Raw genomic sequence first — 22,802 nt, 5'->3', positions numbered from 1 at the left:
GGCAGATTGAGACATGAGCCGTCCTCGACGGGCGGCATCAGGCCACATGGCTCGGGTCCCTGTTTTGCTTTAAGCCCTGCTAAAACATCAACAGAATCTGATTGTTCATGAACCGCTTTCTTCTCGGCTACGCACTGCTGCTCGCCGCTGCCTCATCGGCTTTTGCCGCGGAAACGCCCGCCGCCGCACCTGCCCGTCCGCCGGTCGCGGCAGGTCCCAAGCTGGTAGAGCCGCACCTGCACATCGCCCGTTCCAACATATCAGGCCACGCGCGCATTGCGCTGACCTTCGATGCCTGCATGGGCGAGGCCGATGAGCGCATTGTCTCGACGCTGGTCAACGAGCGCATCCCGGCGACGATCTTCGTCACCGCCCGCTGGCTGAAGCGCAATCCGAAGGCGGTTGCCGTCTTCCTGCAGAACCCGGATCTCTTCGAACTGGAAAATCACGGCGAGAAGCATATCCCGGCAATCGACAAGCCGGTGCGGGTCTATGGCATCGCATCTGCCGGCTCGCCCGATGCCGTCAGGCAGGAAGTGGAAGGTGGTGCCGCCGCGATGGTCGCGTCGGGCATTCCGGCGCCCCGCTGGTTCCGTGGCTCGACCGCCAAGTATGATCTCTCGGCCATCGGCCAGATCCGCGCCATGGGCTACCGCATCGCCGGTTATTCCGTGAATGGCGACGGTGGTTCGCTGCTCGGTGCCGCGGTCACCGAAAAGCGCATTTCCTCGGCCAAGGACGGCGACGTCGTCATCTCCCACATCAACCAGCCGACGCATGCGGCCGGTGCGGGTGTCGCCAAGGCACTCGTCGATCTCAAGGCAAAGGGTACGGAGTTCGTCCGGCTGCAGGATGTTGCCGATACGGGCGACGACAAGACGACGGAGTAGAGCAGTTCCAGCAAAAGCGTGCAGCGGTTTTGCGTCCGGAATTGCGTGAAAACCCCGAATTGCGTGAAGACAAAGAGATAGAGCATTTTCGTGATTCGAAGAAAACGGAAATGCTCTGGAACGAAGCTTACCTCAGTTCGTCTCCGGTCCGTATCGAACCCGCCATGAAACTCCGCACAGTCGGCGCATCCCTGTCGAGAGCGAAATCCTCGAACCAGTCACGATGCATGCCGGCGAACATTGCGCCGATCATTTGCGCGGCGAGGTAGGAGAAGGTGATGCCGTTGCCGCCGTACCCATAGGCGGCATAGACGCCAGCCATCCCTGGCACCGGGCCGATCAGCGGCAGGCCATCCACCGTCTCGCCGAATGTGCCGCACCAGGCATGCTCCACCCGCGTATCCGCCCTCGGCCACAGCCGCTTCAGCTTTTCCCGGATCGTTATGACCTTCCCCGGCAGCTTGAGGTCGCGCTCTTCGGGATCGGTGGTGTCATCGTCCTCGCCGCCGACGATGATACGATTGTCATCAGTGGTGCGCACATAGAGATAGGGATGGCTGTCTTCCCAGAGCAGCATGCCGTCGCGCCAGAGGTCTTCCGGCTTCTGGGGCACGGTGGCGAGAGCCCAGCTGGAACTGGTGCGATGCAGCTTCGGCATGTCGAGGCCGGGCATGGAATAGCCGGTCGCAAGTACCACATGCCGCGCCTCGATTACATGGGCGCCGTTCGTCTCGGCCGTCACATGTCCGCCTTCGCTGTGAAGCCTGGTCACCGAGGCGTTGATCAACCGCGCACCGCGCGAAAAGGCAGTCTGCAGCAAGGCCCAGGTGAGCAGCAGCGGGTCGGCCTCCGCCGAACCCGGCGAGAGGATCGCCGCATCACGGTCGAACTCGTATTGGGTGAGGAGATCGGGATGTTCGAGATAATGGCCCGGCAATCCCGCCCGGCGGCGAAGCTGCCGTTCCTCCATCAGTTCGCGCGCACCCTCGTGATTATTGGCGAGATAGAGCGTGTTGCGTGGCTGGAAACCGCAGGTAATGCCGTGGGCCGCAATCAGCTTGGCAAGCCCTGCGACACAGGCAGCACTGCGGCGATAAATGCCGGCTGCCCGCTCGAAGCCGTAAAGGGTTTCCAGCTCACCGAGTGTGCGGTCGATCTCCCATTGCAGCATGGCCGTGCTTGCCGCGGTACTGCCGAACCCCGGCTGCTCGCGGTCGATGACGACGACCGAAAAGCCTCGCGCCGTCAGATGTTCGGCGGCAAGCGCACCGGTTATCCCCCCGCCGATGATGGCGATATCGGTCTTGAAGCTCAGTTCGAGCGGCTGATAGGCCGGCCGCACGCCGTTCCTGCCCCAGAGCGAGCAGCCGCCTACGAGTTCAGCGTGGCTGGCTTCGTTGAGATGCAGGTCGGATGCCATGGCTTGCCTCCAGTCGGTGTCGTTACTTCGGCAGCTGCGGCTGCGGTCTTTCCTCGATCACCAGTTCCTCCATGATGGTCATGGCGATGAGCGAGAGCGGCAGTGCCAGCATCGCGCCGACCGCGCCCCACATCCATGTCCAGAAGATGATCGCCAGGAAGATGACGAACGGGTTGATCTCCAGCCGCCGGCCCATGACAGCGGGGAAGATCAGGTTTTCCATCACAAGGTGAACAGTGAAGAAGGCTGCAGCAGGTATAAGACCGATAATGATGCCGTCATGGGCGATAACGCCGGCAATGGCGACCGCAACGGTCATCATCGTGATGCCGAGATAGGGAATGAAGCTCGAAAGAAAAGCAAAGAAACCCCAGAGCACTGGCATGGACAGCCCGCCCGCATAGGCGATAACAGTCATCACGACGCCGAGCGCCACATAGATCAGCGAGGCCGTGGCGAAATAGAAGCCAAGCGCCTGTTCCACAGCATTGATGACGCGGATCGCTGCCAGCCGCTGCGCCCGTTCGCGAAAGGTCATGATGATCGTCTTGCGCAGGCTCACGCGGCTTGCCAGAAAGAGCAGCAACGCCGCAAAGAAGATCAGCCCCTGCACCAGCGCCGGCGTCAGGTTTGTTGTCACGACATGCAGCACGTTTCCGGTGTTTTCGAGCAGCGCATCGATGGACATCGGCCCGCTCTGGAAGGTCGCAGGCGTGATGTGCAGCCATTCGATCCGCTCCAGATAGGGCATGACGCGCTGGGTCGTGCGCTCGATGAAATCAGGCGCTTCATTGGCAAGCATCGCCAAGGGACCGGCAAGCGAATTGGCCAGCAGGACGATGACCAGCGCGACAGCGGAGGAAAGGATCGCCGCATTGGCAAGCCGCGGCACGCCCATCTTCGAAAGCTTTTCTGCCGCCATGCCGAGGATCATGCCGACGACCACCGCGAGCGTGATGGGGATCAGAATCAGCGACATCATATAGACTGCGGCAAGCCCAAGGATGCCGAAGATGCCGATGATGGCCCAGGCCATGCTGACATCGAGCCCGTCCTTCTCGACGCGCCGCATCGGTGCCGGTGGAAGTTCTTCAGCAGCTTCTTCCTGAAGCGTTCGTGCCCATGCGCTGGTGTGGCGTTCGCCGAGGCGGATCTTGTTTGCCTGTTTCCGGATGCCGTTGGCGATTCCCATGTGCGATGTGTCCCCGAAGCCCCATTGCTCCGCCAATCAACGCGCAGGCTTGCTACAGGTTCCCCCCTGGTATCGAGGCGTCTAGGCCGTCCGCCGCCGCCCGACGAAATCCACGAAGGCGCGCAGCGGCGGCGGCATCTGGCGCCGGCTCGGATAATAGAGGTGGAAACCGGGGAAGGGCGGTGTCCAGTCATCCAGCATGCTCACCAGCCTGCCGGCGGTAAGATCTTCCGCCACGTGATAGTCGAAGAGATAGCCGATGCCTATGCCATCAAGCACGGCCCGCAGCATCAGGTCGTTGTCTGTGGTGCTGAGTGGCCCCGAGACGGCCACTTCGAGCTTCTCGTCGCCGCGCTCGAATTCCCAATGATAGAGGCTGCCATCCGTCGGCCAGCGGGAGACGACGCAAGAGTGGTCGCGCAGGTCGCGCGGTGTGTCCGGCATGCCGTGGCGCGCGATGTAGTCGGGCGAGGCGACCACGACGAGCCGCATCTCGCCGCCGAGTTTTACGCTCACCATGTCTTTTTCCACCATCTCGCCCAGCCGGATGCCGGCATCGAAACGATCGGCGACGATATCGGAGAGTTTGTCATCCACGATAATGTCCATGACGATATCGGGAAAGGCAGCATGGAAGGGCGCAATCAGCGGCGCCAGCCCGTGCGCGATCGCAACCCGCGGCGCGTTGATGCGCAACAACCCGGCCGGCGTATCGCGCAGCGCCGAAACATCCGCCACCGCCTGGTCGAGATCGGCAAGCGCCGGMAGCAGCCTTGAAAGCAGCCGTTGGCCCGCCTCGCTCGGCGCCACGCTGCGCGTCGTGCGGTTGAGCAGCCGGATGCCCATCCGTTCCTCGAGCGTGCGGATCGTCTGGCTGAGCGCGGAGGCCGATATGCCGAGCCGGGCGGCCGCACGGGCAAAATTGCCGTGCTCGGCGACCGCAGCAAAAGCCCTGAGTTCGGCATAGTCGCTGCCGCGCATTATGCTCTCGTTTCTAAAGAAGTCATGCCGATAATGTAGCATTGTTGTCAGTATCGGCAAGGCGCATCCTCTTTCTGCAACACAGGAGATTATCCATGACTGATACATTGTCCCTTGACCGCTACCGTCTCCTCGGCCGTTCCGGCCTGCGCGTTTCGCCGCTGTCGCTCGGCGCCATGACCTTCGGAACAGATTGGGGCTGGGGAGCAGATGAGCAGGAGTCCCGCCGCATGTTCGACGCCTATGTCGATCGCGGCGGCAATTTCATCGATACCGCCAATCAATATACGGGCGGCACGTCCGAAACCCTCGTCGGCCGCTTTGCCGAAGGCCGCCGCGACGAACTGGTGATTGCCACCAAATACACGATCACTTCGCGCCCCAGGGATCCGAACTCCGGCGGCAATCACCGCCGCAGCATGGTCCGTTCGGTGGAAGACAGCCTGAAGCGGCTGAACACCGATTACATCGATCTCTTCTACCTGCACGCCTGGGATTTCACGACCTCGGTCGAGGAGGTGATGCGCGGACTGGACGATCTCGTCCGTGCCGGCAAGATCGTCTATGCGGGCATTTCCGATACACCGGCCTGGCAGGTCGCGCGCATGCAGACGCTGGCAGACCTTCGTGGTTGGGCGCCGCTGGTGGCTCTCCAGATCGAATACAGCCTGATCGAACGCACGGTGGAGCGCGAACTGATCCCGATGGCCGCTGAACTCGGTCTCGGCGTCATTCCCTGGTCGCCGCTCGGCATGGGTGTCCTCACCGGCAAATATAGTCGTGCCGACCTCGATATCGGCGGTGGCACCGCAAGTGCCGTCGGCACCCGCAAGAATGTCGCTGCCGGCAACGGTTCGCTGACCGAGCGCAGCCTCGGCATCGCCGAGGTCGTAAAGGCAATCGCTGCCGAGATCGGCAAGACGCCGGCGCAGGTGGCGATCGCCTGGACGCTCACCAACCCGGCCGTAACTTCGCCGATCATGGGCGTAAAGACGATGGCGCAGCTCGAAGACAATCTCGGTGCGCTTGATGTGGTCCTGTCGGATGAGCATCGCACTCGGCTGGCCGAAGCAAGCGCCATCGTTCTCGGCTTCCCGCATGATTTCCTCGCTAAACCATTGACGCGCGGCGTTATGTTCGGCGAGGTGACCATCGAGCCCCGTCATTGAAACATGCAAACCTGAAAATGGCGCCGGAAACGGCGCCATTTGTCGTCTGGAAGTTTTGTTCCGAAAGCGCAGCCCCCGCGCGTTCCAATCGCCGTTTGTGCCGCTCCGAAGTCACCGCCCAAGCGCGATCGAAAGCGGGACGGCAATGTAGCCTGACGGCGGTGCTGTCTCCCCTCCTGATGGTGCGAGTACCGGCGGCGGCAGATTTTCATCTATTTTCGCCGGGCCGATGCGGTTCCAGTCGTAGAGGAAGATCTCCTCGTAGAATTTGGCGATCTCGGCATCATAGAAGATCAGGCTCGCATCCCGGTTGAAGCCGGTGCCGGCTGTCGTCCAGTTGTGGCTGCCCATCAGCACGGCTTCGCTGTCGATGATGATTCCCTTGGTATGGCAGTTCTTCTGCTTGCGGATCTTACTGGTATCGAAGCCGTAATCCTTGGCATTGCTGATGACGTCGCGGTCCTCGGAGCCGAAGCTGCGGAAGATGATGCGCACGTCGAGCCCGCCCTTCTGCTTTTCGAGCAGCGCATCCAGCAGACGGCGATAGTTGTCGCCCACCGTCTTGGTATTGAAGCTCTGGTTCTGGAAATAGATCCGGCTCTTGGCCGATTGAATGAACGGCAATACCACATCGAGATAGTTGTCGGGCGTCAGGATCGGCTGCACGTCGATTGTGCGCTCGCCGGTCAGCGGCTGGAAATAGTGCGGCTTCTCGGGCGCTTCGAGCGTGTCCATGGCGACGTTGGCGGGCAGGAAGACCAGTTGTTCCGACACGATGCCGGCCTCCGTTACCGTCTTGGCCTCTTCCAGATCGCGCAGAATATGATCCTCGTAGAGTTTGCTGAGCTCGGCGTTTTCAAGGATGGCATGCCATTCGCGATTGTAGAGCCGGAGAGCCGATGGAGCGTCATCCTTGTTTGTCAAAGGCGCGACGTTGGGCTGGTTGGAACTCTGCCAGTTGCCGCTCGAAAGCCACATGGCATTGTGGTCGCGCACGGCGACCTTGATATGGTAGGCGGAATCGAAGATGCCGTCCCTGCCGACGCTCGCCGGCGCGAAATCGAACTTGTTACCCTTCGCATCGCGGATCTGCGCGACCGCTTCGGCATCCGTCAGATCGCCATCATGCACCTTGCCGCCCATCTGCAGCACCATGGAGATGGTTTCGGCCTGGCCCTTGACCGCATCGAGCACGCCATTGGCGACATTCGTCGCGCCGAAATCGTACATGGCAACGACCAGCGACTTGCGGGTCTTCGCCAGGAATGGACCGAGCTGCGGCCAGCTCGCGTCAGGTCCGGTATGGATGACGAATTTGCCATTGACCGGGCGACGGGTCAGCGGCAGGTCGTCGCGCTTCTTGTAATTCGTATGCCAGCTCGGCTTCGCGGCTTCATCCATGTCAATGCCGAAGAGATCCTGCGCCGAGGCGACAGTGACGTCAGTGCGAACGCCATCGATGTAGTCCGGCAGCTTCGTGCGGCCGCGCGATTCCAGGGCGCCCAGTTCGAGCTTGCGATTGACCGCGATCACGACGGCGCGCTGATCGGTGATCTCGCCATTCTCGAAGCGATAGCCCGGCTTGATGGCAACGACGTCGTCACGGTTGGCAAACTGAGATCGCGCGCTGCGGACCGCAGCAAGTACCTGCTCCTTGGTCGGCATTGCGATCGGCGAGGGGGACGGCGGATTGGGACCGGAACCGGTCGCACTCATCACAATGGACGGCCCCGAAGGAGAGCCCGCTGGTCCGCCTGCGAGCGAAGATTGCAACGCTGCAGTGTCCAGTTCGACGGTAATCTTCAGCGGTATCGTGAATGTCACCTTGCCGCCGCCGCCGCTGCCCGTGCCGCTTTCCTCATTATTGCTCACAATGACCTCCCCGTTCAATGGCTGGAGCAGTCCTCGGGCGCGCTGCAGGCAACGCCGCAGAACGGCTGCCGGCACCGCGTCATTCTCGATGAATTCGGTTCCGCTGTAGTGAAGCCCCATCACCCTGCCAGTGCCGATGTCGAGCAACGGAGAGCCGGAATTGCCGCCGAGGGTAGAGCAGGAATGGGTGACACGGTTCTCGTCGGCGGCCAGCAGGTTGCCAACTGCAAGCCGCTTCTTGGTGAAGACGCCGCCAAAAATCTTTTCGGCAAGTCTCTGATCGGAGAAGCGGGAATCGCTGGCGGGATAGCCGATTGCAGCAACCGGCAGGTTGCGCACCGGCACCTCGGAGGCAAGGTCGAGCTTCAGACGGCCGACCGGCGAGGATTTCTGTTCCAGCTTCAGGAAGGCAACATCGGGTCCGTTTTCAGGCGCCACCCAGACGACACGTTCGATCTTCACCTCGTCGCTGGTGGCGTTACCGAATTCCTCCAGGAAGTCGATATTGACGCCGATCTCGCGGCGCGCGTCAAAGCCGATCTTGAACTTGAAGCCGGTGCCGCTTGCTTCCGCAAAAAGGTTGGCCACATGGCGGTTGGTGATGACAAGGCCGTCATCGATCACCCATGCCGTTCCGGCATAGTCGCGGTCGGCATTGGTGACGTCGACGCGGCCGATCGAAACCATCGCCCGGTCCACGTTCGCAGCGTTGTCCGTCAGGATGCGGCGCCAGGCCTTCGCTTCCTCTCGGGCGCTGTCGATGTCGACGGCATTGTTYCTGACAAGGAAAACCGGCGTACCCACGGCAAAGACGATCGTCTCCAAGTCGCCGACCGGAGGTGGGCCGATATCGACCCCTTCTTCGACGGGCTGATCTCGGTTCATCAATGCGCGCACGCCGCCGTAACGGACGTTCATCGCGCGGCCGGCTTCATCAAGCCAGCCAGGTCTTTGCGCGCTGCTCATCAGCGCGTTGATGTCCTCCTGCACACCCGCCGAGCTGGCGGCCACAACCTGCTCCGCCACCTGCCGGACGCGCTGGGAATCCTCCACTGTCATTCTGCCTCCTCCGTCCGATGGCGGACATTTCGTCGGTGTACGATGGGGATTGGCTGCGAAATCTATTGAGGGTTGTAAACTGGGAAGATACGTCCAGTTTATTACAGCCGCATGATGGCGTCGAGCCCAGCGCCTGCGCGACCGTTCGGTCGTCCTGAAAGCAAATATCGAGAATATGCCGCGACTGTTTTGGGAGTTCCTTGAAAACAGAAAGGACCGTTTCGGTGAAATACCAAAACGATCCTTTCCGAGTGCCTTAAAAGATATTCCTTCAGGCCGAGAGTGTAAGCCCGATGCCCCACGGGTCTTTCAGGAAGACGCCGCCGTCGCGCTTCTCGCTCTTGATCTCAAGCTCGTCGAGCTTGGAAACGGCTTTGTCTAGCGTTTCCTTGTCATTGAAACGGATCTTGTAGTCGGAAAGGCCGGTCATGTGGTCGGCGCGGGTGCCAGCGCCGCGGCTGTTCCAGATATTGGCGGCGAGATGGTGGTGATAGCCGCCGCTCGCAAAGAAGCTTGCGCTCGGATAACGCGCCATTACCTTCAGGCCAAGCACGTCGCGATAGAAGGCATCTGCCTGCGGAATGTCGCCGACCTGCAGATGGATGTGACCGATCGCGGTGCCGTCAGCCATGCCGGTCCAGGCATTCTCAGGCGCACTGTTGTAGAGCGCCTGCAGGTCGAGCCGCAGCGTGGCCATTTCTACCATGCCGTCCGGATGGAACTTCCAGCTTTCATGCGGACGGTCTGCATAGATTTCGATGCCGTTGCCTTCAGGATCGGAAAGGTAAATCGCCTCGCTGACCAGATGGTCGGACGCGCCCTCGAGGGTGACATTGTTGTCCGCGGCATGGCGCAGCCAGCGGACAAGTTCGGTGCGGTTTGGCATCAGGAAAGCGGTGTGGAAGAGGCCGGCGGCATTGCGGGGGGCCTCGCGCGCATTGCTATCCGTTGTCAGCGTCAGCAGCGGCAGGCCGGCAACCCCCAGAACTTCGCCGCTTGCGATCTTTTCGAGCACCGAAAGGCCAAGCATCTTCTGATAGAAACCGGAGACCGCGGCCAAGTCTTTCACGACCAGATGCGACTGGTCGATATAGGCAGGGCGCGTCAGCGCGTAAGATGGTTCTGATGCCGTCATGGAATGATCTCCTGCCCTGGAATTGAAAGGCGTACCGGCGGTGGCGGCAAATGTGCCGCCCGTAGCGAGCGCGAGGAATTTTCGCCGGTCCATTCGCCTGTAAGCTCCCCTCGGCTGCTGTACTTGATCCCAATATGGCGCATTCTCATTGTTCACAGAAGGCTCGTTTTTGACGATGAAGCGTTCTGCAAACGTTGACGATGGCTCGCGCCCCACTTGATATCAGTCAATGCGCTTTATCTATCCAGGGAGGAGGTTGATGACGAAGATCAACACCTCAAGGAGGATAGCATGTACAAGAAGATCATCGTTCCAGTTGAAATCGGCGGCATCGAAAAAGGCGAGAAGATTTTCCGCAAGGCGGCAAAGCTGCTCGACAATGGCGGTGAGATCATCCTCCTCAATGTCGTCGAGGATATTCCAACCTATGTCGCCATTGAATTGCCGGGAAATGTCGTCGAGGATGCCATGAAGGAAGGCCGCGACCGGCTGAATGAACTCGTCGCCAAGACCGGCATTCCGGCCACCGTCGAAGTCCGCAATGGCCCGCCCGCCAACGGCATTCTTGCCGCAGCGGAAAGCCATGGTGCCGATCTCGTCATGATCGCCTCTCACATTCCTGATATCTACAATTATTTCATCGGTGCCACCGCCGACCGCGTGGTGCGCCACGCCAAGTGCTCGGTGCTGGTGGATCGGTAGGACGTGAAGCTATGGATATGAAACTTCAGGAAAAGATCCTGCGCGACCGCTGGCACGAACTGACAGCGCGCCTGCGCAAGATCGACACGGACCTCGGCCGCACCAAGGCGACCGATGACGACGACCGCGCCATCGAGAACGAGAATGACGAAGTGCTGGAAGGTCTCGGCCAGGCCGGAGAGGATGAGCTGCGCGCCATCGACGCCGCCCTCGAACGTATCGCCAGGGGCACCTACGGCACCTGCGCCCGCTGCGGTGCTGCGATCTCCGAGGCCCGCCTTGCAGTGCTGCCGCAGACGCCGCTCTGCGGGGATTGCGCGGCAGGCAAGTAAGCGCGTCATCAAAACGAGCATGGCTCGTCACAAAGATTTAACCTGACGCCACCGGGCGTCCGGTTGCGCCTTTGCGAATTCAATGCGACGATCCCCTCCGCTGAGTAGGGGTGCGCGCATGGGCGAAATTAACGGCATTCGCTGGGCCTACGACAGATATGAGCTGATCGCCGACGGCATCGTCCACGGCGTCGGACTGTTCTTTGCCCTGATCGGCGTGACTGTGCTGATCTTCTACGCCACCCTCTGGAGCCCCGCCGGTGCGCTGGTTGCCGCCTGGGTTTACGGCGTCGGGCTGGTGCTGACCCTCGGCATTTCCTTTTCCTATAATATCTGGCCGGTTTCGCGCACCAAATGGTATCTGCGCCGGCTTGATCATTCGGCGATCTTCATCCTGATCGCCGCCACCTATACACCCTTTCTGGAGCGCGGCGCCGACGATCCGCTGCTGTCTGGCATGCTGGTCGTCATCTGGCTGATTGCCGCCTTCGGCATCTTCGTCAAATGTGTCTTTCCGGGCAAATATGACCGCCTGGCGATCCTGCTTTATCTCGCCATGGGCTGGAGCGGCGTCTTGGTGGCCGAGCCCGTCGCCTCGCGCATTCCCTATGCTTCCATGCTGCTGATCGTCATCGGCGGTATCATCTATTCGCTGGGCGTCATCTTCCATGTCTGGGAGAGGCTGCGCTTCCAGAACGCCATCTGGCATGGCTTCGTGGTGGCCGCCGCCGCCGTGCATTATTCGGCCGTGCTGACCTGCTTCAGCCTCTCGGTTCCCGCCTTCTGATATCTGGCGTTTACATCGGCCCGCGCCCGGCGTATGCCCCGGCAGAAGACCATTTCGAACCGGGCCTGCCAAATGACCGATACCGTTCTCATCCGAGACGCCGCCGAAGCCGATCTTCCTGCTATCAGAGATATCTACAATCACGCTGTCGAGCACACCACGGCAATCTGGAACGAAACGCTCGTCGATCTCGACAACCGGCTGGAATGGTTCAAGGCGCGCAAGGGCAGGGGCTTTCCGGTCATCGTCGCCGAAATGGACGGCAAGGTCGCCGGCTACGCCTCCTATGGCGATTGGCGCGCCTTCGATGGCTACCGCCACACGGTCGAACATTCTGTCTATGTCGACAAGGATTGCCGCGGTGCCGGCATTGGCGAAAAGCTGATGCGCGCATTGATCGAACGTGCGAGCGCCGGCAATATCCACGTCATGATCGCCGGCATCGAGGCCGAAAATACCGCCTCCATCAAATTGCACGCGAAGCTTGGCTTTCGCATCGCCGGCACATTTTCCGAAGTTGGCATCAAATTCGGCCGCTGGCTGGATCTCACCTGCATGGAATTGCGCATACCGAAAGCCTGACAGGGCCATCTCCAGATTGATTGCTGGCGGGGACTAACCATATTTTTATCGTAGTCTGCGCCTTGTAGAAATCTCTGATGGCGCGACTCGCGGAGGAGAGGTTGATGTTTGGACGCTCGGTGCTCGGTCTTTCGGCTTTTCTGGCCATGGCAGCCTATTCGCTGCCGGTAATGGCGGCCAGTTGCGGCAGCACGGCTTCGCCGGAGCTCGACTGGCAGGAGTGCAACAAGAAGAATCTGATGCTTCAGGGCAGTGACCTCCAGGGCGCCAATCTGGCCGGCACGGATTTTTCGCTGACCGATCTCGGCGGCGCCAACCTCAAATCCGCCAATGCCGAAAAGGCGACCCTCGTGCGCGCCTCGCTTGAAGGCGCTACCGTGCAGGGCGCGAACTTCGGAAAAATCGAAGCCTATCGATCGACTTTTGCCAGGGCCATCGCCGATGGTGCAAGCTTTGCCGGTGCGGAGTTGCAGCGGGCCGATTTCACCGGGGCGCAGCTGACGAAGGCCAACTTCGAGAAGGCCGAGCTGGGTCGGGCCAATTTCGACAAGGCGGTGCTGACAGGCGTCAGCTTCGCACTCGCCAATCTCTCCCGCGCCGATCTGACGGGCGCAAGCTTTGAAGGTCCGATCACCTTCGACCGAGCCTTCATGTTTCTGACCCGCATCGAGGGGCTGGATCTGTCCGCCGCTACTGGCCTGCAGCAGGCGCAGATCGACCTCGCCTGCGGCGATTCCTCGACGAAGCTGCCTTCGGGGCTTTCTGTTCCCTCAGGCTGGCCCTGCCCGCAGGAGCAGGACTAGCGCCTTTCCAGCAAAAGTTTGCAGCGGCTTTGCGTCCGGAATTGCGTGGAAACAGGGCCCTTTGGTTCAGGCGAGACGACCAACCGGAATGATCTCGCGCGACCGCGCATGGAAGGGGTTGCCTTCCCAGTCGCCATACCAGGCATCGATGGTGAGCCCGGCGTCGCTGATCATTCTCGCAAGCTTGTCGCGCGGCGTGTAGAGGATTTGCGAGCGCCCGGCGAAGTGCTCGCCGGTCGAGAGCACCCGATAGCCGTTCTCATAGGAAAGAATGCCGGTCGTCTCATCGTAATGAGACTCGTCCGAGGCCTCTATCGCACCGAGTTCCGCATGCTCGAGCTGGCGCACGCTGCTATGGCGTACGTCGCGCTCCCCGTAAAAACCGGGATTGCGCGTATCGAACACGAACCGGCCGGCAGGGCTGAGATGTGCTGCGATCGTCGCAAGGGCGGCGCGCTGGTCCTCTTCCGTCAGGAAGACCTGGAACGCGTGGCCCGTCAGCACGATGAGATCGTATCTCTTCCTGAGGCGAACGGTGCGGGCGTCACCCTCGACCCATGCCACCTTGCCGCCGCCCGGCCGCGCCCTGCCGATGTCGAGCATCGCGGCGGCAGGATCAACGCCGGTGACGTTGCGCGTCGCGGCGAGCGCTGCCGTCAGCTCGCCCGTCCCGCAGCCGAGGTCGAGCGCGGAATTGGCGCCTTCCGCCAGCTTCATGCAGAAGTCGAAATCCGGTCCCCAGCGATTGGCCGTATCGTAGAATTGTGCAAGTGAAGGATCGCGGTAGAGGGGATCGTCGGAACTCGTGCTCATGCGCCTGAATTCTTCTCGCTGATGTAGAGATAGCGTTCCACTGTCTCGCCGGCCGCATTCTGCTTGGTGAAAACCTCCCGTCGCTGATGCACCCGCCCGGCGACCTTCTGCGAGGGAAGATTTTCCAGGCTGACGATACTGACGAGGCGCGACAGTCCCATGACCGAGAAGGCATGGTCGCGGCAGGCAAGGGCGGCCTCGGTGGCATAACCCTTGCCCCAGTAATCCGGCCAGAGATGGTAGCCAAGCTCCGGCTCCATTCCGCGCGATGTGTCCTGCAGCGTGATCCCGCAATCGCCGAGCAGATCGCCGCTCTCGCGATCGATCATCGCCCAGAGACCGAAACCATTTTTCTCGTAGCTTCCGAAGGCGAGCCTGTCGAAGAAATCGCGCGTTGCTGCGGCATCCTTCACGGAAGGGTAATACCGCATGCACAGCGGATCGGCGAAGATGCGCTCGAGCGCCGGCAAGTCCGCGACGGTGATTTCGCGCAACACCAGCCGGTCGCTGCGCAGGATTTCCCGGATGATAGACATTGTTTCATCCCTCTGTCATGGAGCGTGCCTAAGCCGCGCCTACCTCTTCCTCCCGATTTATACGAGAGCTCCCGTCATGGCATCTGCAAAGATACGCGTCATCATTATCGGCGCCGGCATTGTCGGCGCTTCGCTCGCCTTCCATTTCGCCCGGCGCGGAGCCACCGTCCATCTGGTGGAGGAGAATGTGCAAGCCGGCAGCGGCGTGACGGCACGTGCCTTCGGCTGGGTGAATATCATCAACATCGCGCCGGGAGCGGTCAATTACCGCCTGGTGCAGGAAGCGCTCGCCGACTATAGCCGCCTGCAGGCCGATCTACCGGATGCCTTTGCCGCTGCACGTCCCGGCTCTCTGTTCTGGCTCAAAGGTACTGCCGAAACCGAAGCCTTTGCCGCAGCCCATCGCGCTGCAGGCACGGATGTCGAACTGGTCGATGCCGCAGCGATTGCTGCATGGGAACCCAATCTGTGTCAGCCTCCCGCCTGCGCGATCTTCTCGCCCGACGATCTAGCGCTCGACCCTGCAAGGCTGTCACGCGACCTGATCGATGCCGCCGGCGTAACCGCCACCTTTGGCCGGAAGGTCGAAAGCCTCATCCTTTCGGGCGACCGGGTGAGTGGCGTGCGTCTGGCCGATGGCGCGATCGAGGCCGATCTCGTGATCCTCGCAGGCGGAACAGCGGTCGACCGCCTAACGGAAAGCCTGGGCTTCCGAACAGGCGTCGAAGCCTCGCCCTCCATCATCCTGCGCTATGGCTGCGCGGAGCCTGTCGTGAACCGCATCCTCCGCGGCCCTGGCCTGGAAATCCGCCAGTCGGCGGACAACATGCTGCATGTCGCCAAGGGCTATATCGACGATACCTCCGAAAACGCGCCGGAAAGGGTCGGCCAGCGGATCTTGAAGGTCATGCATGAGCGCCTGCGCCTGCCCGAAGGCGTGTCGCTGGTCGAGGCGGCTGCAGGTTACCGGCCCTTCTTCTCCGATGGAATGCCGCGGCTCGGTTTCCTGCCCGGCATCGAGGGCGCCTATGTCGCCGTCGGCCATCCCGGCGTCATTCTCGCGCCACTGCTCGGCCGGCTTGCCGCCGAGCATGTAATGGAAGATCGGCGATCGCCGCTCATCCCATCCGCCGGGCTGATATGAAAAAAGCGGGCCTGGTGGGGTCCGCTTTTCTTTTACTTACAAGCCTTTACTTGCCGGGCTCGAAAACCATTGCATGCCCGTTGATACAGTAGCGCAGGCCGGTCGGCGGCGGTCCGTCAGGGAAGACGTGGCCGAGATGGGCCTCGCAGGTGCCGCAGCGGATTTCCGTGCGCACCATGCCATAGGTGGTGTCGCGGTGTTCGGTCACGGACTCCGGAGAGACCGGTTCGAAATAGCTCGGCCAGCCGCATCCTGCATCGAACTTGGTGTCGGAGCGGAAGAGCGGCGCATTGCAACTGACGCAGCGGTAGAGTCCGGTCTCGAACGAATCCCAATAGGGACCGGTAAAGGCGCGTTCGGTGCCGTGCTGGCGCGTGATGCGATACTGCTCAGGGGTCAGCAGTTCCTTCCATTCGGCATCGGTCTTGTGAATTTTTGGTGTGGTGGTCGTTTCGGCCATGGAGTGCTCCTTTCGCCGATGGGGGCAATCTCTTTCGTGCGCAAATGTGGTGCGCTGAGCACGATTGATCAAGTCTGGGATCAGGCCTCACGATCAAACCTGCCGCGTCAGGGCCCCAATTACCATCTACCCAATTCGGGGGAAGACGACGAATCACCCGTGCTTTATCTTTAGTGTGCCATTAAGCTTAATGCTGCGTGTTTCGGGGACAAACGGTGTTTCATACTCTGATGATTGTTCTGTACGGCGCAGTCGCCGCAATCGCCCTGGGCGTGACCCTGCTGGAAGGCTGGGTCAATCACGACCGCTGGACGGTGCATCGCATTGGCGGGCTGATCGCCTGCATTCTCTGGCCTTTGCCGCTTGCTTTCTTCATCCTGCACGGTTCCGTTTCCCGTCTCGTCACACGCCTTTCCTGAACTCCAAGCCTGTGAAAACCGCCGCCTGCATCCATTGCGGGTTGCCGAAATTGCTTGAGGCTATCAGCCGATTCGCCTAAGCCTTGGAAAAGGCTGCTTGCCGGCTTTCATCCGTGCTCACGGGGAGGGGACATGGCCGATGTCACGGCTCTGACATTTCTGGCCCTGTGTCTGCCGTTGATCGGCGCTCTCGCGGCTCCCTTCATCATTCGTGCCTTTGGCGCAGGCGGTGCCTGGCTGCTCGCCATCGCCCCTTTGCTCGCCTTCCTGCATTTCCTGCGTCTCGTGCCGCAAATCGCTCACGGCGAAGTCATAACCGGCGGTTATGACTGGGTGCCGGGCTTGGGCCTGCGCTTTTCCTGGTTCCTTGACGGATTGTCGCTCACCTTCGCCCTGCTCATCACCGGCATTGGCACGCTGATCGTGCTCTACGCCGGCGGATATCTGAAGGGCCATCCGGATCAGGGCCGGTTCTTCTCCTTCATCTTCCTTTTCATGGGCGCGATGCTCGGCGTCGTGGTGTCGGACAGTTTCCTGATGTTCTTCATCTTCTGGGAGCTCACCTCGATCACTTCCTTTCTGCTGATCGGCTTCGACCATGAGCGGGAGGCGGCACGGCGCGCCGCTTTGCAGGCACTCGTCGTCACCGGCGGGGGAGGGCTGCTGCTGCTGGCCGGCTTGCTGCTGCTCTGGGGACTGACAGGCGTTGCTCAGTTGTCCGAGTTGCTGCAGTTCGGCGATGTCGTCAGGGGCAGCCCGCTCTATTTCGCCACCCTGTTGCTGGTGCTCGGCGGTGCCTTCACCAAATCGGCACAGTTTCCATTCCATTTCTGGCTGCCGAATGCCATGGAAGCGCCCACACCCGTTTCCGCCTACCTGCATTCCGCCACCATGGTGAAGGCCGGCGTCTACCTGCTGATGCGGCTGAACCCGGTCATGGGCGCGACGCCCGCATGGGAGGTCCTGCTGCCCGTCTTCGGCGGCCTGACGCTCGTTACCGGCTCGGTGCTTGCGATCCGCCAGACGGACCTGAAGCTGAAGCTCGCCTACACGACCGTCTCTTCCCTTGGCCTGCTGGTGCTGCTGACCGGCTTCGGTTCGCACTCGGCCATCGAAGCGGCGGTGCTCTATCTGGTGGCACATTCGCTCTTCAAGGGCGCGCTCTTCATGGTCGCCGGTATCATCGACCATGAGACCGGCACGCGTGATATCACCCGGCTGCGGGGCCTGCGAAGGGCCATGCCGCTGACCTTCCTGATCGCCATGGCAGCTGCCCTTTCCATGGCCGGTCTGCCACCCTTCTTCGGTTTCCTCGCCAAGGAGGAAATCTACACGGCTCTCGCCAGCGGCGATCTCTATTCGATCCTCGTCACGGCCATCGCCGTCTTTGGCAATGCCCTGATGTTTGCGATCGCCTTTGCCGTGGCGCTGAGGCCATTCCTCGGCCGGCCGGTGGAAACACCGAAACATCCGCATGAGGCGCCGGTCCTGCTCTGGTTCGGTCCGGCGATCCTCGCTGTCGCAGGGCTGCTCACGGCGCTCTTTTCCGGTTTCACCCATGCCATGATTTCCTCGCCCATGGCCTCTGCCGTGGCGGGTGAAGCTACGGCCGCCATCTCCATTTCGCTGGCCCCGCATATCGGGGTGCCGCTTGCCCTGTCGCTGCTGACGATAGTGCTCGGTGTCGTTGTCTACTGGCATCTCGACCGTGCCCGCGCGCTTGTGGCCCATGCCCTGCGCTCCGCCCTTGGTCCCGATCGCGGTTTTGATCACGTCATCGCCGGGCTTGTGCGTTTCGCGCACCGCTTCATCGGCATCGTCCAGCCGAGACGTCTCGATATCTATGTCGCCTGCACCTTTGTCTGTGTGGCAGCGATGCTGCTCGTGCCGCTCGTCATCCATGACGAACTGCCGCTGGCCTTTGCCTGGCCCGCAGACCTGCGCCTGCGCGAAGCGGGCATCATGCTCATCGCCATGCTCGGCCTCGTCGCGGTGCTGATCGCCCGCGACCGGTTGACGGCTATCGTCTCGCTCGGCATTCAGGGTTTTGCTGTCGCGCTGATCTTCCTGCTCTTCGGCGCTCCGGATCTCGCTTTCACCCAGTTCATGGTCGAAACGCTCGCAGTCGTCATCCTCGCCCTCGTCATGACCCGTCTGCGCCTGTCGCCGACCGATCCGCGCCACGGCGCCCGCCGTCTCTTCGATATCGCGCTTTCACTCGCATGCGGCCTCGGCTTCGCGCTGCTTTTGATGCGCGCCACGGAGCCACCGTTCAACACGGCACTCAGCGATTTCTTCAACGCCCATTCGAAGCTGATCGCCCATGGCGCCAATGTCGTGAACGTCATCATCGTCGATTTCCGCGGCACGGACACGCTCGGCGAAATCGCCGTCGTGGCGGTGACAGGCCTCGCCATCCTGGCCCTCATCCGCATCCGCGGCAATACGGAGCGCCGGCTGGCGACGAACGATCCGGATGCGGAGGAGGCATGAGCCGGGTCTTCGCAAAACCTGTCGGCGTCGGCATCCGCCTTCTCGTGTCTGACCGCCCGGCCACGCAGAGAAGCGGAGGCGCCGCATGAACACAATCATCTTCCGCACGATCGCTCCCTTTATCACCGCGCTGATGCTGCTCTTTTCCGTCTTCATCCTGCTGCGCGGCCACAATGAGCCGGGTGGCGGCTTCATCGGCGGGCTGATTGCCGCTTCGGCTCTGGCGATCTACGGCATTGCCTTCGGCGTTGAGGCAGTACGCCGGGCGATCCGCTTCCACCCGCTGGCGATTGCCGGCTTCGGTCTGCTGCTCTCCTGCCTCGCCGGCCTGATCTCTGTCCTTTTTGCCGTGCCCTTCATGACCGGCCTCTGGGTCTATCCCGTCGTGGCAGGCGTGGAGGTGCCGCTCTCCAGCGTCGTGCTCTTCGATCTCGGCGTCTATTTCGTGGTGCTCGGCGCCGTCGCCTCGATCGCGCTGGCGCTGGAAGAAAGGGAGGTGGACTGATGGAGGCGCTCTTTGCCATCGTCGTCGGCCTGTTCTTTTCGGCCGCCATCTATCTGATCCTGTCGCGCTTCTCGATCCGTATCATGCTCGGCATCGCCATTCTCGGTAACGCCGTGAACCTGCTGATCTTCACGGCAGGACGGCTGACCCGCGTCGTGCCGCCGATCATACCCGCCGGGGCCGACATGCTGCCATCAGGTGCGGCCAATCCGCTGCCGCAGGCGCTGATCCTGACGGCCATCGTCATCTCATTCTCCTTCCTCGCTTTCCTGCTGGTGCTGACCTACCGCGCCTATCAGGAGCTCGGCACAGACGATACGACCCGCATGCACGATGCCGAACCCGAAGACCGGCCGCTGCCGCCTGTGGGGTATTGAGCATGGTTGTGCGGATGCTCACCCCCCTCTGCCCGTCGGCTATCAAGGGAGGCACCCCCTGATGGCCGCCCCCATCACCGATCTCTCTGCCGCCATGGTCACCACCCCGGTCCCGCCGGCCCACTGGCTGGCGATCCTGCCGGTCGTGCTCTGCATCAGCCTCGGCGCGCTGCTCCTGATGCTGCGGGACCTTCCCCGCCTGCAGGCATGGATCGCCGTCACCGGCCTTGCCGTCCTCCTGCTTCTCGACGCCGCTCTCCTGCGGCAGGTCGTCGAACACGGTCCGCTCACCATGGTCATGGGGCGCTGGCTGCCGCCCTTCGGTATCGCTTTCACGGTCGATATCTTCAGCGCGCTGATGGCGCTCGCCGCAGCGGTCGCTGCCCTTGCCGCCGGCATCTATGCGCTCTCGGATACCACCGAAAGCTGCCGGCGCTACGGTTTCTTCCCGCTGCTGATGCTGCTGATGGCTGGTGTCACCGGCGCCTTCCTGACCGGCGATATCTTCAACCTCTATGTCTGGTTCGAGGTGCTGCTCATCTCCTCCTTCGGCCTGCTGATCCTCGGCTCCGAACGGGCGCAGATCGATGGCGCGCTGAAATATGCGGTGCTGAACCTCATCGCCACGACGCTGTTCCTCATCGCTGTCGGCATCCTCTACGCGAGCTTCGGCACGCTCAACATGGCCGATATTGCCGAGCGGGCAGCGGGCTTGAGCGACACAGCGCCACTGATGACGCTCGCCTGCCTCTTTCTGCTCGCCTTCGCCATGAAGGCCGCGGCCTTCCCGGTGAATTTCTGGCTGCCGGCCTCCTACCACACGCCGCGCATCGCCGTTTCCGCGCTCTTTGCTGGCCTGCTGACCAAGGTCGGCATCTATGCGCTGCTGCGTGTCCTGGTCATGCTGCTGCCGGCCGAGCGCGATGAGCTCAGCCTGCTGATCGCGATCGTCGGAGCCCTGACCGTTCTCGTCGGCGCATTGGGTGCGCTCGCCGAGACCGACCTGCGTCGTCTGCTCGGCTATGTGGTGATATCAGGCATCGGCAACATGTTGGTCGGTGCCGCACTCGGCACCGCCGATGGCCTCGGCGGCGCGGTCTTCTATGCGCTGCATTCAGTGGTGCTGATGACGGCGCTCTATCTTCTGGCCGGCGAAGCGGGCAGGCGGGGCGGCTCCTTCTCGCTGGCCGCGCTCGGGGGCCTTTATCGCCAGAGCGGATGGTTTGCCGCGATTTCGCTCATGCTGCTCCTGGCCGCCTGCGGCCTGCCGCCCTTTTCCGGCTTCTGGCCGAAGGTGCTGCTGGTCAAGGCCTCGCTCGATGTCGGTGCCTGGTGGCTGGCGGGCGCGATCCTGCTCGGCGGCTTCCTGCTGACGATCGCCTGTGGCCGCGTCTTCCTGTTTGCTTATTGGCGTCCCGCCCTCCTGACGCTCCCGCCGGTGCGAACCGGCTGGACAACCGGCCTGCCGCTTGCCGCATTGACGATCCTCGTCATCGGCTTCGGCGTCCTGCCGGAGCAGTTGCTGCAGCTCGCCCGGTCGGCCGCCGACGGGCTTGCCGATCCCTCCGCCTATATCTTTTCCGTCTTTCCGGAAGGGACTATACGATGATCGTGCTGTTCCTGAGCCTGCCGCTCGCCATTGCCTGGGTCGCCGTGACCGGCAGCGCCTCGCCGCATAATTTCGTTTTCGGCCTCGTCCTGTCGCTGCTGTCGCTCGCCGTCGTGCGCGAAGCCTTTGCCGACCGTTCGCCGCCGCGCCGTATCCGCCCTTTGCATGTCCTCCTGCTCGCCGGCCTTTTCCTGAAGGAATTGGCGCTTTCCGCCTGGCGGGTGGCGCTGACGGTGCTTTCGCCGCGTATGCAGCTTACTCCCGGCATTCTCGCATTCCCGTTGACGGTGACGAGCGATTTCCAGATCACTCTGCTTGCCAATCTCATCACGCTCACGCCCGGCACACTCTCGGTCGATGTGTCAGCGGATCGGCGTACGCTCTATGTGCACGCGCTGGACTGTGCCAATCCGCTGGCCGTCAGACGCGATATTGCTGACGGATTCGAGCGCCGTATCATGGAGGCCTTCGGATGATAACGCCCGCCGCCATCGTTTCCACTGCCGCATTCGCAGCGCTTGGCATCCTCTGCGTGGCGCTCTTCATAACGGTCTGGCGGGTCATTGCCGGCCCCAGCCTGCCGGATCGCATCCTGGCGCTCGACATGCTGACAGGCATCGCCATCGGCTTCATCGCCGTCGTCGCGGTGCGCACCGGCTTCTCGCTTTACATCGATATCGCTATTGCGCTCGGCCTCGTCGGCTTTCTGGCAACCGTCGCCTTCGCCCGTTTCGTGCTCTCGCGCGGAAACGCGGGGCCTGAGACGCGAAAGAGGAGCGAATGATGATGGACTATGCGCTCGCTATAATCACCGCCGTCCTGCTGCTGGCCGGCGCCTTCTTCGCGCTGGTGGCCGCGATCGGTATCGTGCGCCTGCCGGATCTCTATACGCGCATGCATGCCGCTTCCAAGGCCGGCACGGTCGGTTCCGGCTTGTTGTTGCTTGCCGCCGGGCTTTACTCGGGCGAACTTGCTGTGCTTGCAAGAGCGCTGGCCGGTTTCCTCTTCTTCATCCTGACGGCACCGGTTTCTGCACACCTTCTTGCGAGAGCTTCGCATATATCGGGGCATTTCCCGGCTGATATCTCAGTACGTGACGATATGCGAATGCGCTGAAGGCGGGGCTACTCAGAATTTTAAGCAATTTTACGCAAACTTATGCACCGGAAGCACGAGTAAAGCTTGCTGAACTGCTGACCAATTCTTTGTGATGGATTTTTTTTCTAGGAAAATCACAATTAATAATTGGCCTTTTGCGAAAACGATGCTATTTGAAAATCCAAGTAGAGTTCTGATTGTGAATTAGAAACGTACTGCTTCCAAGTCCCTTAGCCTTGATTGCCAATGTCTAACTGGGTGACGGCCTGGAAGAATACGTAGTAGCTCACCTTCAGGCAGTATTGGTGCAGAATACGGTCTTCGGAATCTAGGGGTGGATTCCGGTTTTTCGAAACAAAGGCTGTGACCTGCTCTTTTGCTGTTTGGCTCTGCGACGAGGGTTCTTTGTCTTTTTGGGAGAAGG

The 22,802-nt window shown here is 61.6% G+C and carries 24 protein-coding genes; 16 read left to right on the top strand and 8 right to left on the bottom strand.

Translation table 11 applies throughout. From position 1 onward, the window contains the following. Nucleotides 1–107 precede the first annotated feature (107 nt). Entirely contained in the window at nucleotides 108–890 is a 783-nt protein-coding gene (locus AC1DTN_RS23870) for a polysaccharide deacetylase family protein (protein ID WP_439014384.1), read from the top strand. A 127-nt stretch (nucleotides 891–1,017) separates the two neighbouring features. On the opposite strand, the gene AC1DTN_RS23865 is transcribed toward AC1DTN_RS23870, so the two are convergent. The 3 genes from AC1DTN_RS23865 to AC1DTN_RS23855 form a co-directional block, all read right to left on the bottom strand. Next, nucleotides 1,018–2,310: an NAD(P)/FAD-dependent oxidoreductase gene (locus AC1DTN_RS23865; RefSeq protein WP_439014385.1), complete on the bottom strand. Its 1,293-nt coding sequence runs from the start codon at nucleotides 2,308–2,310 to the stop codon at nucleotides 1,018–1,020. Nucleotides 2,311–2,332: 22 nt separating this feature from the next. Continuing rightward, complete coding sequence (locus tag AC1DTN_RS23860) at nucleotides 2,333–3,502, bottom strand: AI-2E family transporter (RefSeq protein ID WP_439014386.1); 1,170 nt, start codon at nucleotides 3,500–3,502, stop codon at nucleotides 2,333–2,335. Between the two features lie 81 nt (nucleotides 3,503–3,583). Continuing rightward, nucleotides 3,584–4,483 carry a LysR family transcriptional regulator gene (locus tag AC1DTN_RS23855; protein ID WP_439014387.1) on the bottom strand — a complete coding sequence of 300 codons (900 nt, stop codon included), beginning with the start codon at nucleotides 4,481–4,483 and terminating at the stop codon, nucleotides 3,584–3,586. Nucleotides 4,484–4,578: 95 nt separating this feature from the next. Here AC1DTN_RS23855 and AC1DTN_RS23850 point away from each other — a divergent pair, with 95 nt between their 5' ends. Then, complete coding sequence (locus AC1DTN_RS23850; RefSeq protein ID WP_439014388.1) at nucleotides 4,579–5,652, top strand: aldo/keto reductase; 1,074 nt, start codon at nucleotides 4,579–4,581, stop codon at nucleotides 5,650–5,652. 111 nt (nucleotides 5,653–5,763) lie between these two features. Here AC1DTN_RS23850 and AC1DTN_RS23845 read toward each other — a convergent pair whose 3' ends face one another. Both AC1DTN_RS23845 and AC1DTN_RS23840 read right to left on the bottom strand, forming a co-directional pair. Further along, complete coding sequence (locus AC1DTN_RS23845) at nucleotides 5,764–8,583, bottom strand: phospholipase D-like domain-containing protein (RefSeq protein ID WP_439014389.1); 2,820 nt, start codon at nucleotides 8,581–8,583, stop codon at nucleotides 5,764–5,766. A 271-nt stretch (nucleotides 8,584–8,854) separates the two neighbouring features. Continuing rightward, entirely contained in the window at nucleotides 8,855–9,811 is a 957-nt protein-coding gene (locus AC1DTN_RS23840; protein ID WP_477922910.1) for a VOC family protein, read from the bottom strand. 198 nt (nucleotides 9,812–10,009) lie between these two features. Between AC1DTN_RS23840 and AC1DTN_RS23835 the strand changes: the two genes are divergently transcribed. From AC1DTN_RS23835 to AC1DTN_RS23815, 5 genes are all read left to right on the top strand, one after another. Further along, nucleotides 10,010–10,420: a universal stress protein gene (locus AC1DTN_RS23835; protein ID WP_007821491.1), complete on the top strand. Its 411-nt coding sequence runs from the start codon at nucleotides 10,010–10,012 to the stop codon at nucleotides 10,418–10,420. A gap of 11 nt (nucleotides 10,421–10,431) precedes the next feature. Continuing rightward, entirely contained in the window at nucleotides 10,432–10,752 is a 321-nt protein-coding gene (locus tag AC1DTN_RS23830) for a TraR/DksA family transcriptional regulator (protein ID WP_477922908.1), read from the top strand. 118 nt (nucleotides 10,753–10,870) lie between these two features. Then, the gene (gene trhA / locus AC1DTN_RS23825) at nucleotides 10,871–11,539 is read left to right on the top strand and encodes a PAQR family membrane homeostasis protein TrhA (protein ID WP_113322562.1); all 669 of its coding nucleotides are present in this window, start codon (nucleotides 10,871–10,873) and stop codon (nucleotides 11,537–11,539) included. 33 nt (nucleotides 11,540–11,572) lie between these two features. Continuing rightward, the gene (locus AC1DTN_RS23820; RefSeq protein ID WP_439014391.1) at nucleotides 11,573–12,121 is read left to right on the top strand and encodes a GNAT family N-acetyltransferase; all 549 of its coding nucleotides are present in this window, start codon (nucleotides 11,573–11,575) and stop codon (nucleotides 12,119–12,121) included. A 104-nt stretch (nucleotides 12,122–12,225) separates the two neighbouring features. Beyond that, nucleotides 12,226–12,924, top strand: coding sequence for a pentapeptide repeat-containing protein (locus tag AC1DTN_RS23815; RefSeq protein WP_113322563.1), 699 nt, complete (start codon nucleotides 12,226–12,228; stop codon nucleotides 12,922–12,924). Nucleotides 12,925–12,990: 66 nt separating this feature from the next. On the opposite strand, the gene AC1DTN_RS23810 is transcribed toward AC1DTN_RS23815, so the two are convergent. Together AC1DTN_RS23810 and AC1DTN_RS23805 are read right to left on the bottom strand one after the other, a co-directional pair. After that, nucleotides 12,991–13,737: a class I SAM-dependent methyltransferase gene (locus AC1DTN_RS23810; protein WP_439014392.1), complete on the bottom strand. Its 747-nt coding sequence runs from the start codon at nucleotides 13,735–13,737 to the stop codon at nucleotides 12,991–12,993. Further along, a complete protein-coding gene (locus AC1DTN_RS23805; protein ID WP_310377939.1) occupies nucleotides 13,734–14,273 on the bottom strand; it encodes a GNAT family N-acetyltransferase in 540 nt (179 codons plus the stop codon). Before AC1DTN_RS23805 ends, AC1DTN_RS23810 begins: the two co-directional genes overlap by 4 nt. A gap of 76 nt (nucleotides 14,274–14,349) precedes the next feature. On the opposite strand from AC1DTN_RS23805, the gene AC1DTN_RS23800 reads away from it, so the two are divergent. After that, nucleotides 14,350–15,417 (top strand): NAD(P)/FAD-dependent oxidoreductase, encoded by a 1,068-nt coding sequence (locus AC1DTN_RS23800; RefSeq protein ID WP_310377937.1) that lies wholly within the window; start codon nucleotides 14,350–14,352, stop codon nucleotides 15,415–15,417. 46 nt (nucleotides 15,418–15,463) lie between these two features. On the opposite strand, the gene msrB is transcribed toward AC1DTN_RS23800, so the two are convergent. Continuing rightward, the gene (msrB, locus tag AC1DTN_RS23795; protein WP_113322566.1) at nucleotides 15,464–15,877 is read right to left on the bottom strand and encodes a peptide-methionine (R)-S-oxide reductase MsrB; all 414 of its coding nucleotides are present in this window, start codon (nucleotides 15,875–15,877) and stop codon (nucleotides 15,464–15,466) included. 215 nt (nucleotides 15,878–16,092) lie between these two features. Between msrB and AC1DTN_RS23790 the strand changes: the two genes are divergently transcribed. The 8 genes from AC1DTN_RS23790 to mnhG all read left to right on the top strand — a co-directional run bounded on the left by AC1DTN_RS23790 (nucleotide 16,093) and on the right by mnhG (nucleotide 22,396). Beyond that, nucleotides 16,093–16,296, top strand: coding sequence for a hypothetical protein (locus AC1DTN_RS23790; protein WP_113322567.1), 204 nt, complete (start codon nucleotides 16,093–16,095; stop codon nucleotides 16,294–16,296). Nucleotides 16,297–16,428: 132 nt separating this feature from the next. Then, nucleotides 16,429–18,789 carry a putative monovalent cation/H+ antiporter subunit A gene (locus AC1DTN_RS23785; protein WP_477922903.1) on the top strand — a complete coding sequence of 787 codons (2,361 nt, stop codon included), beginning with the start codon at nucleotides 16,429–16,431 and terminating at the stop codon, nucleotides 18,787–18,789. A gap of 85 nt (nucleotides 18,790–18,874) precedes the next feature. After that, nucleotides 18,875–19,294: a Na+/H+ antiporter subunit B gene (locus tag AC1DTN_RS23780; protein WP_310377932.1), complete on the top strand. Its 420-nt coding sequence runs from the start codon at nucleotides 18,875–18,877 to the stop codon at nucleotides 19,292–19,294. Beyond that, the gene (locus tag AC1DTN_RS23775) at nucleotides 19,294–19,671 is read left to right on the top strand and encodes a Na+/H+ antiporter subunit C (RefSeq protein ID WP_310377930.1); all 378 of its coding nucleotides are present in this window, start codon (nucleotides 19,294–19,296) and stop codon (nucleotides 19,669–19,671) included. Before AC1DTN_RS23780 ends, AC1DTN_RS23775 begins: the two co-directional genes overlap by 1 nt. Before the next feature lie 61 nt (nucleotides 19,672–19,732). Further along, nucleotides 19,733–21,280: a Na+/H+ antiporter subunit D gene (locus tag AC1DTN_RS23770; protein ID WP_477922901.1), complete on the top strand. Its 1,548-nt coding sequence runs from the start codon at nucleotides 19,733–19,735 to the stop codon at nucleotides 21,278–21,280. Next, nucleotides 21,277–21,756 carry a Na+/H+ antiporter subunit E gene (locus AC1DTN_RS23765; protein WP_310377925.1) on the top strand — a complete coding sequence of 160 codons (480 nt, stop codon included), beginning with the start codon at nucleotides 21,277–21,279 and terminating at the stop codon, nucleotides 21,754–21,756. Before AC1DTN_RS23770 ends, AC1DTN_RS23765 begins: the two co-directional genes overlap by 4 nt. Further along, nucleotides 21,753–22,064: a cation:proton antiporter gene (locus tag AC1DTN_RS23760; protein ID WP_310377923.1), complete on the top strand. Its 312-nt coding sequence runs from the start codon at nucleotides 21,753–21,755 to the stop codon at nucleotides 22,062–22,064. The genes AC1DTN_RS23765 and AC1DTN_RS23760 overlap by 4 nt, the downstream gene beginning before the upstream one ends. Continuing rightward, nucleotides 22,064–22,396, top strand: a complete 333-nt coding sequence (mnhG, locus tag AC1DTN_RS23755; protein ID WP_007821521.1) for a monovalent cation/H(+) antiporter subunit G — start codon at nucleotides 22,064–22,066, stop codon at nucleotides 22,394–22,396. Before AC1DTN_RS23760 ends, mnhG begins: the two co-directional genes overlap by 1 nt. Nucleotides 22,397–22,802: the final 406 nt, after the last annotated feature.

It is taken from the genome of Rhizobium sp. 01T444 (genome assembly GCF_056398305.1).
Note: the sequence above shows the minus strand (reverse complement) of the source record. Positions and strands in the feature narration are given on the sequence as shown.

Bases quoted from the DNA above. Each gene is read 5' to 3' on its own strand.
- AC1DTN_RS23870 (WP_439014384.1), top strand. From the start codon at position 108: ATGAACCGCTTTCTTCTCGGCTACGCACTGCTGCTCGCCGCTGCCTCA.
- AC1DTN_RS23865 (WP_439014385.1), bottom strand. From the start codon at position 2,310: ATGGCATCCGACCTGCATCTCAACGAAGCCAGCCACGCTGAACTCGTA.
- AC1DTN_RS23860 (WP_439014386.1), bottom strand. From the start codon at position 3,502: ATGGGAATCGCCAACGGCATCCGGAAACAGGCAAACAAGATCCGCCTC.
- AC1DTN_RS23850 (WP_439014388.1), top strand. From the start codon at position 4,579: ATGACTGATACATTGTCCCTTGACCGCTACCGTCTCCTCGGCCGTTCC.
- AC1DTN_RS23840 (WP_477922910.1), bottom strand. From the start codon at position 9,811: ATGGACCGGCGAAAATTCCTCGCGCTCGCTACGGGCGGCACATTTGCC.
- AC1DTN_RS23835 (WP_007821491.1), top strand. From the start codon at position 10,010: ATGTACAAGAAGATCATCGTTCCAGTTGAAATCGGCGGCATCGAAAAA.
- AC1DTN_RS23830 (WP_477922908.1), top strand. From the start codon at position 10,432: ATGGATATGAAACTTCAGGAAAAGATCCTGCGCGACCGCTGGCACGAA.
- trhA (WP_113322562.1), top strand. From the start codon at position 10,871: ATGGGCGAAATTAACGGCATTCGCTGGGCCTACGACAGATATGAGCTG.
- AC1DTN_RS23820 (WP_439014391.1), top strand. From the start codon at position 11,573: ATGCCCCGGCAGAAGACCATTTCGAACCGGGCCTGCCAAATGACCGAT.
- AC1DTN_RS23815 (WP_113322563.1), top strand. From the start codon at position 12,226: ATGTTTGGACGCTCGGTGCTCGGTCTTTCGGCTTTTCTGGCCATGGCA.
- AC1DTN_RS23810 (WP_439014392.1), bottom strand. From the start codon at position 13,737: ATGAGCACGAGTTCCGACGATCCCCTCTACCGCGATCCTTCACTTGCA.
- AC1DTN_RS23805 (WP_310377939.1), bottom strand. From the start codon at position 14,273: ATGTCTATCATCCGGGAAATCCTGCGCAGCGACCGGCTGGTGTTGCGC.
- AC1DTN_RS23800 (WP_310377937.1), top strand. From the start codon at position 14,350: ATGGCATCTGCAAAGATACGCGTCATCATTATCGGCGCCGGCATTGTC.
- msrB (WP_113322566.1), bottom strand. From the start codon at position 15,877: ATGGCCGAAACGACCACCACACCAAAAATTCACAAGACCGATGCCGAA.
- AC1DTN_RS23785 (WP_477922903.1), top strand. From the start codon at position 16,429: ATGGCCGATGTCACGGCTCTGACATTTCTGGCCCTGTGTCTGCCGTTG.
- AC1DTN_RS23780 (WP_310377932.1), top strand. From the start codon at position 18,875: ATGAACACAATCATCTTCCGCACGATCGCTCCCTTTATCACCGCGCTG.
- AC1DTN_RS23775 (WP_310377930.1), top strand. From the start codon at position 19,294: ATGGAGGCGCTCTTTGCCATCGTCGTCGGCCTGTTCTTTTCGGCCGCC.
- AC1DTN_RS23770 (WP_477922901.1), top strand. From the start codon at position 19,733: ATGGCCGCCCCCATCACCGATCTCTCTGCCGCCATGGTCACCACCCCG.
- AC1DTN_RS23765 (WP_310377925.1), top strand. From the start codon at position 21,277: ATGATCGTGCTGTTCCTGAGCCTGCCGCTCGCCATTGCCTGGGTCGCC.
- AC1DTN_RS23760 (WP_310377923.1), top strand. From the start codon at position 21,753: ATGATAACGCCCGCCGCCATCGTTTCCACTGCCGCATTCGCAGCGCTT.
- mnhG (WP_007821521.1), top strand. From the start codon at position 22,064: ATGATGGACTATGCGCTCGCTATAATCACCGCCGTCCTGCTGCTGGCC.